11 protein-coding genes are annotated in these 14,299 nt (G+C 45.5%); 7 read left to right on the top strand and 4 right to left on the bottom strand.

What is annotated here, in order from left to right:
* Window positions 1-17: 17 nt before the first annotated feature.
* Entirely contained in the window at window positions 18-536 is a 519-nt protein-coding gene (locus J4N39_RS16720) for a TRAP transporter small permease (protein WP_252026024.1), read from the bottom strand.
* Window positions 537-871: 335 nt separating this feature from the next.
* Here J4N39_RS16720 and J4N39_RS16715 point away from each other — a divergent pair, with 335 nt between their 5' ends.
* The 4 genes from J4N39_RS16715 to J4N39_RS16700 all read left to right on the top strand — a co-directional run bounded on the left by J4N39_RS16715 (window position 872) and on the right by J4N39_RS16700 (window position 6,390).
* A complete protein-coding gene (locus tag J4N39_RS16715) occupies window positions 872-1,855 on the top strand; it encodes a TRAP transporter substrate-binding protein (RefSeq protein WP_252026932.1) in 984 nt (327 codons plus the stop codon).
* A gap of 154 nt (window positions 1,856-2,009) precedes the next feature.
* On the top strand, window positions 2,010-2,810 hold the full coding sequence (locus J4N39_RS16710) for an FCD domain-containing protein (protein ID WP_252026022.1): 801 nt from the start codon (window positions 2,010-2,012) through the stop codon (window positions 2,808-2,810).
* A gap of 126 nt (window positions 2,811-2,936) precedes the next feature.
* On the top strand, window positions 2,937-4,121 hold the full coding sequence (gene uxuA, locus J4N39_RS16705) for a mannonate dehydratase (protein WP_252026020.1): 1,185 nt from the start codon (window positions 2,937-2,939) through the stop codon (window positions 4,119-4,121).
* 280 nt (window positions 4,122-4,401) lie between these two features.
* Complete coding sequence (locus tag J4N39_RS16700; protein ID WP_252026018.1) at window positions 4,402-6,390, top strand: peptidase U32 family protein; 1,989 nt, start codon at window positions 4,402-4,404, stop codon at window positions 6,388-6,390.
* Between the two features lie 83 nt (window positions 6,391-6,473).
* Here the strand turns inward: J4N39_RS16700 and J4N39_RS16695 are convergent, their stop codons facing one another.
* On the bottom strand, window positions 6,474-8,012 hold the full coding sequence (locus tag J4N39_RS16695; RefSeq protein WP_252026930.1) for a glycoside hydrolase family 16 protein: 1,539 nt from the start codon (window positions 8,010-8,012) through the stop codon (window positions 6,474-6,476).
* Window positions 8,013-8,241: 229 nt separating this feature from the next.
* Window positions 8,242-10,164: a glycoside hydrolase family 17 protein gene (locus J4N39_RS16690; protein ID WP_252026016.1), complete on the bottom strand. Its 1,923-nt coding sequence runs from the start codon at window positions 10,162-10,164 to the stop codon at window positions 8,242-8,244.
* Between the two features lie 417 nt (window positions 10,165-10,581).
* Between J4N39_RS16690 and J4N39_RS16685 the strand changes: the two genes are divergently transcribed.
* Window positions 10,582-11,580, top strand: a complete 999-nt coding sequence (locus tag J4N39_RS16685; RefSeq protein ID WP_252026014.1) for a LacI family DNA-binding transcriptional regulator — start codon at window positions 10,582-10,584, stop codon at window positions 11,578-11,580.
* On the opposite strand, the gene J4N39_RS16680 is transcribed toward J4N39_RS16685, so the two are convergent.
* Complete coding sequence (locus tag J4N39_RS16680; RefSeq protein WP_252026012.1) at window positions 11,577-12,002, bottom strand: GNAT family N-acetyltransferase; 426 nt, start codon at window positions 12,000-12,002, stop codon at window positions 11,577-11,579. The genes J4N39_RS16685 and J4N39_RS16680 overlap by 4 nt on opposite strands.
* Window positions 12,003-12,374: 372 nt before the next feature.
* On the opposite strand from J4N39_RS16680, the gene J4N39_RS16675 reads away from it, so the two are divergent.
* Complete coding sequence (locus tag J4N39_RS16675) at window positions 12,375-13,484, top strand: methyl-accepting chemotaxis protein (RefSeq protein WP_252026010.1); 1,110 nt, start codon at window positions 12,375-12,377, stop codon at window positions 13,482-13,484.
* 12 nt (window positions 13,485-13,496) lie between these two features.
* Window positions 13,497-14,297 carry a hypothetical protein gene (locus tag J4N39_RS16670; protein WP_252026008.1) on the top strand — a complete coding sequence of 267 codons (801 nt, stop codon included), beginning with the start codon at window positions 13,497-13,499 and terminating at the stop codon, window positions 14,295-14,297.
* Window positions 14,298-14,299 lie beyond the last annotated feature (2 nt).

The raw sequence follows: 14,299 nt of genomic DNA, 5'->3' as shown, positions 1-14,299 counted from the left end.
AGGCATCCTTCTTATAATTAAGCAGATTCTTGTTGATTATTCAGCGCCGCTTGCTGGGGGTTGGCGAGCGCCTTAATTTTTTCACCGGTGAAAACCAGAGAGTAAAAGATCATTAACAAGCCACTAATTGGCAGACAGTAGTAGACGTAGCCCATCTGCAATCCAAGTGCTGGTGTTACCTGACCTGTTGCGAGGGTTTTTAAGGCCAAGTTGGTTCCGCCATACACCAAAACGATGGCGGCAAAGGAGCCGATAGCGATTTGGATAATGATTTCGTTAATCAGTTTTCTTTTTCCGGTAAGTTTCATCGTTAATAGGTCAATGGCGAGGTGACGTTTGACCCCTGTGGTATACGCTGCGCCAATCAACGCAACCCACATAAATAGATATCGAGCTAATTCATCGGTAACTGTGCTTGGTTTACCAATCACATAACGGGAGAACACCTGCCATATCACGCAAAACACTAAGAAAGTCGATAACGAGACCGTAAATAAGGCTAACCCACGATTTATATACCCAATCAATTTATTCATTGTCATTTCCTTTGTTGACTTATGCACCTTTAGGTCAACCAATATTTATAGATTTGATAGAGCATTGGTGCTTAATACGTAGCCAGAGTATAAATTTCCCACACAAATGTCATGTGATCGCACTCACAGTAATAATTGGTCGACCAATTTCACCCTAAAACTTGTGATTTAGGTCAACCAATTGAACATTTCGCTTTGACTGACTGACCAATAACGCTCAATAATCAAACCGTACTCGAAAACGTACCCTACAAATTTGGAAAACAACGCGATAAAGCCCCTTATTTCCAAACTTTGATAATTAAAATGGATAACCAATTCACGGAGACATAATGATGATGACTCGTAAAACCGTACTAACGACGCTAATCGGTGCAGCACTAACCATGGGCGCAACAGCGTCAGCGTATGCAGCGACGACTCTTAAGCTGAGCCATAACCACCCTCGTGACCATGCGGTACATAAAGCAATGGATCACATGGCAAAAGAAGTAAAACGTCTTACTGATGGCGAAGTGAAAATCCGTATCTACCCTGATGCACAGCTGGGTACTCAGCGTGAATCAATGGAGCTTATGCAAAACGGTGCGCTAGACATGGTGAAGTCAAATGCCGCGGAACTTGAAGCGTTTGCTAAAGACTACTCTGCGTTTAACTTGCCTTACCTATTCCGCGACCAGCAACACTACTTCGATGTACAAGAAGGTGAGATTGGTGAGCGTATCTTGGCTTCTTCTGAAGCAAGCGGTTTTGTCGGTCTGACTTACTACAACGCTGGTGCTCGTTCGTTCTACACATCCAAACCAATCAAAACCCCTGCTGACCTAAAAGGCATGAAGATACGTGTTCAGCCAAGCCCTTCAGCAATCAACATGGTGAAAGCACTAGGTGGTAACCCAACACCTCTTGCGTATGGCGAGCTATACACAGCCCTTCAGCAAGGAGTGGTAGATGCAGCGGAAAACAACATTCCATCATTTAGCCTAAGCCGTCACAGCGAAGTTGCGAAATACTTCAGCATGGACGAGCACACTATGGTTCCTGATGTACTGGTTATCTCAACTAAGAGCTTAGAGAAACTTTCTGAAGAAGAGCGCAAAGCACTGAAAACAGCAGCAAAAGCATCTTCTGAGCTAATGAAAGAGCTGTGGGCGAAATCTGAAGAGAAAGAACGTGCTAAAGCACAAAAAATGGGTGTAGAGTTTGTTCAGCCTGACAAAGCAGCATTCGTTGAGGCAGTTCAACCAATTTATGCCGAGCTGAAAACTTCGAACCCTGAGCTAGACAAGCTAGTTCAAGAAATTAAAGCTGTGCAGTAATAACTAAGTGATGGCGGGTGGAGTTAATCCCCTAATAAATAACAGGTTACTCCCCCGCTGACTTAGATAAGAGGCGCAATAATCAACAACAAGGTGTGAACCGCACTTTATCATAAAGAGGTTGACCAATCTGATTTGGTCATTATGATGACGTATGAGTGTATTAGAATTTAGTGAAGCCCCGACTATGTTGCTTTTTGAACCGAAACGACCTTATCAAGAACTAGGCATTATTCTTCGCGACGAACTGTGTAGTGGTCAATACCGTATTGGTGACCGACTTCCGCCAGAGCGTGATATCGCAGAAAGGCTGAATGTAAGCCGAACTGTGGTGCGTGAAGCTATCATTATGCTTGAGCTTGAGAACTTAGTTGAAGTGAAGAAAGGCTCCGGAGTTTATGTACTGAACATCCCTAATACACCCAACAACCGTGAGCAAGTGATTAGCGACGATGCGGGCCCATTTGAAATGTTACAAGCAAGACAGCTTCTGGAAAGTAACATTGCTGAATTTGCAGCAACTCAAGTGACCCCTAATGATATCTCCAAAATGCGTTCAGCTCTTGAGCAAGAACGTAGAGAGTTAGAAGAAGGCTGCGAAGAGTGTGTGGGTGATGAACATTTTCACTTATACATCGCAGAAGCGACTCAAAACTCGGTATTGGTCGATATGCTGAAACACTCATGGGAACGACGCGAAAACAGCCCAATGTGGAAAAAACTTCACTCCCACATTCAGAGCACGGATTATCGTAAGGAATGGTTGCAAGACCACGCCCAAATTCTTACGGCAATGCAGCGTAAAGACCCTCTTGCGGCCAAAAATGCCATGTGGCAACACCTTGAAAACGTAAAACAGCGCCTCTTAGAACTATCAGACCTCGATGATCCAAACTTCGATGGCTATCTGTTTAGTTCAAACCCTGTAGTGCTGCTAAATAGTACCGACGCTTAACCGCTGCGATAATTTAGCACACTGTTTTAGCCACGCTCTTGTGGCGTATATATAAGCGTAATTTTTTTGTCCACTTAAGCCGATCTGTTTCGGCGGGTTAAGTGTGCCCAAAGTAAGGTGATTATCATGGAACAAACATGGCGTTGGTATGGCCCAAATGACCCAGTCTCTCTAGACGATGTAAGACAAGCTGGTGCAACAGGGGTAGTAAATGCCCTGCACCATATTCCAAATGGTGAAGTTTGGTCTAAAGAAGAAATTCTCGAACGCAAAGCGCTGATCGAAAGCAAAGGTCTAACTTGGTCTGTGGTTGAAAGCGTACCAGTACACGAAGAGATCAAAACTCAAACAGGTAACTTCCAACAGTGGATCGATAACTACAAGCAAACCCTGCAAAACCTTGCAGAGTGTGGTGTGAAGACGGTCTGTTATAACTTTATGCCAGTGCTTGACTGGACGCGTACCGACCTTGAATTTGAAATGCCTGACGGCTCTAAAGCACTGCGCTTTGACCAAATTGCCTTTGCAGCATTCGAGCTGTTTATCTTAAAACGCCCAGGCGCTAGTGAAGATTACAGCGAGCAAGAGCAAGCGCAAGCTCGCGATTACTTTGAAGCCATGACTCAGCAAGAGATCGACAAGCTCACTAGCAATATCATTGCAGGTCTTCCGGGCGCTGAAGAAGGTTACACCTTGGAAGAGTTCCAAGCACAGCTTGACCGCTATAAAGGAATTGATAAAGACCAGTTGCGTCAACACATGGCTTACTTCCTCTCTGAGCTGATGCCTATTTGTGAGCAAACAGGGCTCAAAATGGCGGTTCACCCAGACGATCCACCACGCCCTATCCTTGGTTTACCACGCATTGTATCGACGATTGATGATATTGCTTGGCTAACCAACGAAGTACCAAGTAAGAAAAATGGTATCACTATGTGTACTGGCTCTTACGGCGTTCGTGGCGACAATGATTTGGTCAACATGATCAAAGAGTATGGTGACCGAGTTTACTTCACTCACCTACGCTCAACGCAGCGTGAAGAAAACCAACTGAGCTTCCATGAGGCGGCGCACTTGGAAGGTGATGTCGACATGTACAACGTCGTGATGGCCCTTCTTACTGAAGAAAAACGCCGCTTTGACGCAGGTGCAGAAGAGTTGATTCCAATGCGTCCTGACCACGGCCACCAAATGCTTGATGACCTCAACAAGAAGACCAATCCAGGTTACTCTGCCATTGGCCGCTTGAAAGGTCTGGCTGAAGTCCGAGGCTTAGAAGTCGCACTAAAACGCAGCTTCTTTACTAAGTAACTAGATTCAACACTAACTACCGAGAACCTTCCGTCTCATTTCTGTAGTACCTATTGGCCCACTAGCTAGGGCCTTTTTTCTCCGTAGGGAGGTACGTCTTAGCTGAAGTGAGACGTGCCATCCTTGGACTCGGCTGACAGCTTTTAGTGTAGGGCTTTAAGTTGTCTCGATTTGGCTCCCATCTGGGAGCTTTTTTCTCGCCTAAAATTGACCTAGCCGCTTGTGGCACATCCCCTTAGCTTGCGTATAATACGCCCTCATTTTATTTTGAGGTTCGATCGTGAAACGAGAACAGTTTGAGCTATTGGCCCCAGGTGGGGATTTAGAGTCGATAAAAGCCGCTATCGCTGCGGGAGCTGATGCCATCTACTGTGGGCTCGACCGCTTCAACGCTCGCAATCGCGCCGCTAATCTCACCTTAGATAGCCTTAATGGCGTGCTTAAGCTTGCTCATCAGCACCAATGCAAGATTTTCCTTACTCTGAACGTGATGATCTTAGAAAGTGAAATTGCCGCGGTGGTGCGACTGCTTAGCCAGTTACGCTTAACCAATATAGATGGTGTCATTGTTCAAGACCTTGGTCTGGCTTATCTGCTTAAACATCATTTTCCAGAGCTCGATGTGCATGCATCCACTCAGCTCAACACCCATAACGAAGGTCAAATTCTTGCACTTGGCCAAATGGGCTGTAGCCGCGTTAACCTATCTCGTGAGCTAAACATCCATGAGATAAAGCACCTTGCTCAATTTGGCCACCAGCATAACGTATTGATGGAAGTGTTTGTTCACGGTTCCTATTGCATTGGTTTCTCTGGCCTTTGTTACATCAGCTCGGCTCGCAATGGTGCTTCAGGCAATCGAGGCCGTTGCAGTCAACCTTGTCGAGAACAATACGAAACTACTCAAACGGGTCACGATTACCCGCTCAATATGAAAGATAACTCCGCATTTAGCGACCTGCCCGCTTTGGTCGATGCAGGTGTCTATTCATTGAAAGTGGAAGGTCGAATCAAAAAGTCTCACTACGTGTATACGGTGGTCGACAGCTGGCGTCAGCAAATCGATCGTTTCTGCGAGCAGAAAACACTCTCGCAAGACACCAAAGCACTTTACACCGTGTTTAACCGTGATTTTTCTAATGGGTTCCTGGCTGGCGACTTTGGAAAAAATATGTACATCGACAATCCGCGAGATCATGCGGTAACGCACTTCTCTAAGGTGTACAGTTGCACGACGGATGAGCAGGTTAAGCAAGTCAAACGCAAACTTTACGACGACAAAACAGCCATCATCGAAAAAGTCGCTCAAGCCACAGAAACTTTTGATATTGAGAGCGATGGTCAAAGCGGAGCTAGCCTGAAAGGGGCGATAGACGTGCCTGAGTTGCCTAAATTGGTTGAGGCAAGTGACAACCCAGAACGTAGACTCTCAGTCCTAATTTCTAGCGCTGAAGACGCTTATCTTGCCGATGATCCAAGTATCGATGTCTATTATCAGATGCCAAATGGCATCAAAGCGCAGTTGCCACAACTACTCGCTCTATTTAAGCAGCAGCCAAACCTTAAACCTTGGTTCCAAGCGGTGATCATCGGCGAAGATTATGACGCCGCTAAAGAGTTCCTATCAGAGATTAAGCCTAAGCTAACCATCACCAACAACTCTGGGGTTGGCTATGTCGCTAAGACACTGAATCTTGACTGGATCGCAGGGCCGCAAATGAATAGCGCTAACTCCTATACCCTAAAATGTCTGCAAGAAGAGTATCTTGCGGGGGGCGCATTTATTTCTAATGAACTAAGCAAAAAACAGCTGCGCTATATCAAACGCCCAGAGAGCTTTAAGCTTTTCTATTCGGTCTACCACCCCAACACTCTGCTTACCAGCAGACAGTGCTTGTTTATGCAGACCGAAGGTTGCCGCAAAATTAAAGTCAACAAAGGGTGTTTACGACGTTGTGAAAAACGCACTTCGGTCATCAACTTAAAAGACAATCCGTATGTGATCCACAAGCAGCAAGGTAGCCACAACAGTATTTATGCCGAGTACAACGTTTTGAACTTGGAGGTACTGCAAGATCTGCCAGACTTGATGACCGATGTGTTAGTAGATTTACGAGACATTGAAACTGAAACTCGGGTGCTGGCGAGTAAACAGGAGCTTGTTGAACTATTTAAATCCAACATTGCGCCACACAATACCATAGAGCAAGCGGCATTTGATGCGGTGCTACATCCTACTCGTAACCAGCAATATCATAAGGGTGTGTGATATTGGCTCATCGGTGTTCTCACCATAATAATTAGAATTAGTGAGGCGCACCTAGGTGCGCCTCACTTGCAAGTGATAACTGATTAACGCTCAAACCGAATATTGTCTAACTCAAAAGACATTTGCCCAGTCGGTTCAAACACTAGCAAGTTGTTGATGTTAGCTGGATCGGCGGCATTGCCAGACTCATGGCGATTACCACCTGCAATGATATCTGCTACCGACATACGCACGGTTTGCCATTGCGGTGTATCCTCTAATGGTGCATTGAGATCACTGGTTTTCGGCCAGCCACTGTCCATTTTCACAACCAAATCAACATTAGATGGTTTATCCAACACCTTGATATCAAAAACAAGTTCACCCGCTTCTAGCCACGAAGTAAAGTCAGTCGGCGGCGAACGAAAATAGATGTTACCCGCACCATTTTGCTTGATCACACTCAGCGCTTTCCCACCAGATGCAATATCTACCTCTTCATATTCCACGATGTCTACTGGATCATAACTGCCGTATGCAAGACTGGTGTTCAATGAATCGTTAAACACTTCAATGACTTTGCCATCTGCATAGCTGTCATCTTGAACTAAGATCGCTGGCGCTTTGTTGCCTTTCACGTGTGTCGCTTGTTCCGAGCGAGACGAACATCCTTTGCCTTTCCAACGATCGGTTGAGCAGCGATAGACTTTTACATAGTCAACCAACATGGTTTGTGGGAAAACATCGGCATCCACACCTTTTTGGTTGGCATTGGCTGCCCAAGATCCACCGACCGCTAGATTAAGGATCATGTGAAAACGCTCGTTAAACGGCGCTAAGCTGTCCGCATTGACCAGCTCACCGTCTTGCTTGTACTGTGCATACCAACCTTCATGGGTTTGCGTTGCATAATGAATGTTGTCCACGTACCAACGAATTTCACCTTCCTCCCACTCAATCGCGTAATTATGGAAGTCATCGGCGGGGTTGATGCCGTTTGGCAACTCAACACCAATGCCACTGTGGACGTTGTCTGGCCATTGCTTACCGTAATGCAGTGTGCCGTAAATTCTGTTCTCTACCTGTCCTGAATTAGACTGAGGTGCGTCTGATTGCGCTTTTAGGTTGACGGCCTCAACAATATCAATCTCACCAGACGCAGCCCAAGTACCATATTTATTATCGGTCGGCAGCATCCAAATCGCAGGCCAAGTGCCTTGGCCTGACGGCAACTTAGCTCGAATTTCAAATCGGCCATATTTGTCATCACGCTTGCCCTTAGTTCTTAATCTTGCCGATGTATACGGCAGCGTTTTTTGCGCAGCGCTGCTAAGTCCGTTAGGATCGTCTGCCCCTGTGTAGGACTCCTTTCGAGCAACTATGTGTAAAAAACCGTCTTTCACGAAAGCATTTTTACTGCGCTTGGTGTAACACTGCTGCTCATTGTTACCACCGCCCCAGCAGTTCTCTTCCAAAGACCAATTGCGCTTATTAATTGAGTCTCCTTCAAAATTATCTTGCCAAGCCAGTTTCCACTTATCACTCACAGTGACAGGTGTCGCAGCCAGTTGAGTGGCTTTTTTAGTGGTCGCAAAGCTGCTTGTCTCTTCCTTCGGCGCTTGCGTCGAAGCACAAGCCACCATCAAAAAGCCACTTGAAGCTGCGAAGGTTAGTTTTAGGGGTGTAGATATCTTCACTCGATCTTCCTTACTTCTTTACAAGGACAGACACCAAAACTTCGTTAACGGTGTCTGTCCCAAATACATTTCGTGACTGTCCTAAATAGATTTAGTGTCTGTCCCAAAACAATTGGGATAGGTGCCTGTCCCAATTAGATTTGGTGTCTGTCCCGAGAATAGTTACTTCGAATAGTTACTTGCTGTAATACACCTTGGTCACTTCTAGTTGAACGCCTTCGGGAATGTAGCTCTCTCCGTCAGCGTCGACTGCACCGAGGAAATAGAGCAATGTTGGCACATTGGTTAGATCCATTTGATCTGCAGAAGCAAATGCTGACAATGGGATAGAATATTGCGCCTCAGTGGTAGAGATCGGGTAAGCGCTGGTCCCGCCTACACGCACCCAGTGATCAACGGTGCTTCCAGTTTGAAAACCAAGCTTGAACGTAACGTCTGCTAAATCTACAGAAGACTTAATTGAAAAATTAAGGCTGCCTGATTCAAAACCAGTCAAGTTAGCTGCCGAGCCCAGTTGAACACCGACACCCCACCAACCTGGGTAGACATCAGAGCCGCCACTCAACACTATCGTTTGTCCATCATCACTTAGGTTGATACCAGAGTTGCCGCCCCACCAATTCAAAATTGCACCATCAGCTAAGGTGTCGCCAATTACCGAATAGTTGTCAGAGCTGACTGGTGCAGCTTCATATGGGGGCAATTGAACATCTAGCATCAGTGCGTCAAGGTTGCCGCTGTAGGTCTTGGTGATTTGAGCACAATCGCGAGTTAAACCATCTAATACTCCCGCATCTACTTTGTCCCACAGCAAGTATTTGGCCTGACAATCTTTATCAATCAATCCGAAGTGTTTTTCGGAATGATCGGCATCGTTGCTGCCCCAGCCTGCTTTCCATTGCTCATCAAACGCTTCAAAGAAAAATAGTGATGCACCAAAAGAGTCACTCCACTCTCGCATCAGGTCGTTATATAGCTTTTGCTTGTATTCGTCTGCAGCGCCTGTCCCCGTTGCGCCAAATAAATCACTCGACACGGTAGACCAGCCTGTTTCGCCAATATGAATCTGCTTTAACGCATTTTGAGCAATCAAATAGTCTTGAACCTTTTTAAGTTCTTCAAGGGCGTGGTCACGTGCACGCTCCATTACTTTGGCAATTTGCTCTTCTTTACTCAAAGATTGTTCTTCTAAAGGGATGGTCCAGTATTCACTGTTGTAGAATGAGTCATGGAATGGGTATGAGTGAACTGAGACGTAATCGACCGCTTGAACCAATGCGGCCAGATCATCATTGGCGTAATCTCCTTCACCAGCCCAAGATGCAAAGTTATCTGAACTTGTGATCCAAACGTCAGAAGGGATCTCTTTTAGGCCATCACTATAACCCTTAGTAAAGCTGTCCGACTTAAGCCCCTGTAACTCGTTGACGTAATCCAAAATGATTTTCGGTGCCACGTGATATCCAGCCCAGTGCACCATGGCTTCATTACCAACTGCCAACACTTTGATGATTTCAGGGTAGTTGTTAACCAGCTCAATGGCTTTATCCATCTCCAAACGGCTCATGGCGCTGGCGGTATTATGGTCGGTCGTTGATGAATCACCATCCCATGCGTTTAGTGCATCAACCCAAATACCAAGCATGACGAACATTTCAAAACCTGGGCGATACTCTGCCGATGCTGGATTCATAAAATCATCGATGGCCTCTAGAAGCCTTTCGGTATCTGGGTAGTCTTGAGTGTTGTAGGTTCGGATCACTTTAATGCCTAACGATTGCATGATCAGCAAGTCTTGTTTGATTTGCTCAACTGTTGGAGCATCTGCATCGGTGCGTTCCACACTACGATAAGCACCATAGGACATAGCTTGATATTCCGGGTTTCCGAGTAAAGCATCGCTCGTGGTGTTGCTAAGACTAGTGACGTAGCCTTGAGTGGTCGGGTAAGGAAATACCGCCGCAGGTTGAGCGACAAAAACAATATCGCCACTGGCGTCATTGGTGGTCTCTGACGCTGTGTCTGAGCTATCGGAACCACACGCCGTCAACATGAATGGCAAACTCATCAGCAGAGCCTTTTTGTGCAAGTTTTTCATCTTCTATCTGTCCCTGTTCAGTTACTGTTCGGTTATTGGTACAAAGAAAGCGCTTTCTTAAAGTTCTCAGAATTAATCTCTAATTATCGCTATATATTCTATTTGTAGGGGGTACTTTCGCACCAGAAGCACGGTAATTGCTGTGCATTGGTGATAATGTCAGCTAGAATGGCAAAAAGTTGTGACACGAACCAAAAAGAAAGCGCTTGCTTTTGTTTTTGGTCACATAATGGGCATAAGGCTAACCTTTTCTATCACTGCGATAAGCTTGGGCTAAACAATTTAAGTAAGTGCTCAGTTTTCTGTCACGAATGCCAACTACTTCACATCTTAATGTTGATAAAGCACTAATTTGGGTAGAGAAACCTGTGCCCAAGTTGGATAATACCGTTTCTAGCAAATAATCGAGGATATCGTGTGATCACTATTAAAGAAGTCGCTGAATACGCCAAAGTTTCACAGTCTACTGTGTCTCGAGCGCTCAATGGTCACTCCTCTGTTAAGGAATCTAACCGTAAGAAAGTTTTTGACGCTATTGAAGCATTGGGCTACAAGCCAAATGCTTTTGCTCAAGCACTGGCCTCAAACCGCTCATTCAGTATTGGCATGCTGGTCGGCACACTTGATGGTCCATTTTATGGTCCGTTGATGCACACCGTCGAAGGTATCGTACGTAAAGAAAACTACCACTTGATCTTAACCAGTGGTCAAGAGATGTATGAAGAAGAACAAGAGTCGATCCACTTCCTTGAAGCGAAAAAGGTCGATGGACTGGTCCTTACTTCTGACCGATTGACTGACTCAGATATTTTACAGATAGTTAAAAACACCCCAGCCACTATCCTGATGAATCGCTATATCCCAGAAATGGCTGATCGCTGTATCTGCATGGATAATGAGCAAGGGGGCTTTATTGCGGTAGAGCACTTGATTGAAATGGGCCACAAGCGTATTGCCTGTGTCACTGGCCAGCTGAGCAAAAATGACAGCCGCGATCGCCTTCAAGGATATCGCAGTGCGCTGACTAAGTTTGATTTAGACTACGATCCTAATCTCGTCATCGAAGGGCGTTTTGACCACGGGAAAAATCATGAAGCTATCGGTCGCCTTTTAGACCGCGCACCTGACATCACGGCGATCTTCTGCATGAACGATAATATCGCTCTTGCCGCTTATGGCGTGTGTAACGAACGTGGATTAAAAATTGGTGAAGACATTTCGATTGTCGGCTTTGATAACGATACCCACAGCGCCTATGTGTCACCACCGCTTACCACAGTGAATTTCCCTAAAAGTGAAATGGCAGAGCAAGCGGCTAATGGAGTGTTAAACATCATCAAAGGCAAAGGAACAGAAGGGCTCACCAATCGACTCTCCCCTAGCCTTGTGTTACGAAATTCAGTAAAGCAGTTCTAACGAACTGCTTTTTGCAAAAAGTATTTATCTACACCCTTGGTTGGAAAGCCTGAGTATTTCCCCACAATTTCAAAGCCTAACTTGAGGTAAAAATCTTTAGCTTGGAAAGAATAGGTATCTAGATAGATGTCTGTCACACCCTTTTCTTTTGCTTTGCTTTCAGCCATCTGCACCAGTTGAGTACCCAAACCACTGCCACGTTGGCTTTCGTCAAGCCATAAATATTCTATAAACAGTGTGTTGGTGAAGATATCCCCCGTCAGCCCACCGACAATTTCTCCTTGCGGGCTTTTCGCAACGCAGGCGATTTTTTCTATCTCTTCTTCCGGGAAGTTCGGTAGATTAAATGAAAGTAACCCTTTGTAGATAAAGTCCTTAACTTCGTCACTCGGGTCAACAATGAACTCAAGTTCCCACGCCATGTGATAGTTTCCTTTTTAATGATTTTTACCAATCCAACCAATTATCTGATCAGTCTAGCGAGTCTGTACAAAATCAGATAACTAGTCGTATTGGTATTAACCTAAAAATTTTGCCTGAGGTCTGTTTATAATTCAAACACTAAGCACTGACCTGAGCGCAACAAATTGGTGCATTGCACCAAACCAAAATAGTGCAAAACACCAATATAGAACATCCTTTCATAAATAGCTCACTGGGTATGCCATTCGATATTAGTTATTAAAAACATAAAGTTAGCCATCACAGGCTTAAAGCCAATGCAAACGCTGGAACAATACTTGCCTTAACTTACTAAAAAATAAAATAAATGCGTTTGGTATAAGGATAGTTCTATGCGCAAATATTATCAGTCTCTAGGGATTAATGGGGCAAAAAGAGTGATCGCAGTGATGCTTTTATTAGGCGCTCTTCTTGCTCTACTCGGCTTTACATTCCAAGCCATGTTGCTACTCGCATGTACCAGTTTACTCGCTTGGCGAGTGCTCTACATATTGTCGGATGACCAAAAAATATTCTCTGACCATGTAGAGCAGGCTCGCTCCGGGAATAGTGTTGAGTTTGACTCTCACCAACTAGTACTGCTCCACCAGCTTTACCCTCTTCTCGACGATATGGTTCGATTGGAAAAACGTAAGTTTAGCCAAGTGAAATCAGTCAGTGATCAAATGGGCTTTTCGGCCCAAGAACTCGCCAATAACTCACTTGAGGTTGCACAGCACTGTCAAGAACAAGCCGATGCGACAACGACATCTGCCTCTGCGGCCACTGAGATCTCGCAAAGTATTGATGAGGTCTCTGGGCGTATAGAAAGCACACGCTTGGTGATGGAAGAGAGTAATCAGTTTAGCCGTCTGGGCAAAAAAGAGCTCACCCAAACTCAACAGCGAGTGGTTAGCGTCAATGAGCAAGTGACTGAAACCAGTCAAAGCATGCACCTGTTAGATAAAGAGCTAAGCAATGTAGTCTCCATGTCCAGATTCATCCGCGAAATTGCAGAGCAGACCAACCTGCTGGCACTTAATGCTGCCATTGAAGCTGCTCGAGCGGGCGAGCAAGGTCGCGGCTTTAGTGTTGTCGCAGATGAGGTACGGTCACTTGCACAGCGCAGTCATGAGTCTGCTAATGCCATCACCAATCAGGTCAATGGAATTACCTCCAGCATGGGCACATTGGTGCAACAAATGGAGCAAGTAGTGACTTCCACCGCTGAATGCCAGCAAAGTGTAGTTCAAGCCAGCACAGCCCTTGAGAATATGTTGAGTGCCAATGAAGAAGTCACCAGTCAAATTGGGGGGATTGCAACCGCTTCCGAGCAACAAGCGATCGCATCGCGAGAAATTTCTGAAAGCATGGAACAGATAGCCCAAACCGCCGAAAGAAACGCATTTATGGCGCAACAGAATGCCAGCGTGGCGGAACACCTACAAAGTATGGCTAGTTAGAGGGAATCGAACATGGAAATGAGTTTACAAACAACCAGCATCTTGGTAGCGATTGCGTTGGTCGCATCTTTTCTTGTCACGCTCGTGCTGCTAAACCGACATTCTAAAAGCAAAGAACTTAAGCAGTTTGAACAGGGCTTAAACTGCCTACTGCTCTACCGTCAACTGCTTGGCCTAATTCAGCAGCACCGTGGTCTATCCAATGGTGTGCTTTGCGGTGACAACGAACTTCAAAAAAGGATCTCACCATTACAAGGAGATATTCAAAGGCTAGTTCAACGCATCAATCACAACCATGCATGGCTGGCTAAACAAGAAAACTGGTTGGCGATATCTGAACATTGGCAGCGCTTATCAAAAAGTTTTACTGAGCAAACCGCATCTAATAATTTGCAGCAACACAACAAACTTATCGCCAATGTCTTATTCCTCATTGATGACATTGCAGAACAACACCGTTTATATGAGCTCAAAGATAAGGACAACCGCTCAATTCGCTACCTTTGGCAAGATCTGTTGGTTACCGCAGAAAACATCGGCCAGGCACGTGCGATTGGGACAGGTGTCGCAGCAGCGCAAACTTGCACCAGTGTCGACCGTATTCGGCTAAGTTACCTTCACCAAGCCATCGAACGTGTGAGCACAGGTAATAAGACCGCCAAATTGCTCGACACCATCCAGCAAGAGGTCATTTTGGATCAACCGTTAGTCAAAGCACAGGCGTACTTTGAACTGGCGACTCAAGCACTAGAAGAAGTGTTTAATGATTTTGACGCATCTCTAGCGCAGGCCCAGCAGTCTATGAACGCATAGGG

Source organism: Vibrio sp. SCSIO 43136, assembly GCF_023716565.1.
Lineage (GTDB): Bacteria > Pseudomonadota > Gammaproteobacteria > Enterobacterales > Vibrionaceae > Vibrio.
This window is presented reverse-complemented; position numbering and strand designations above follow the sequence as displayed.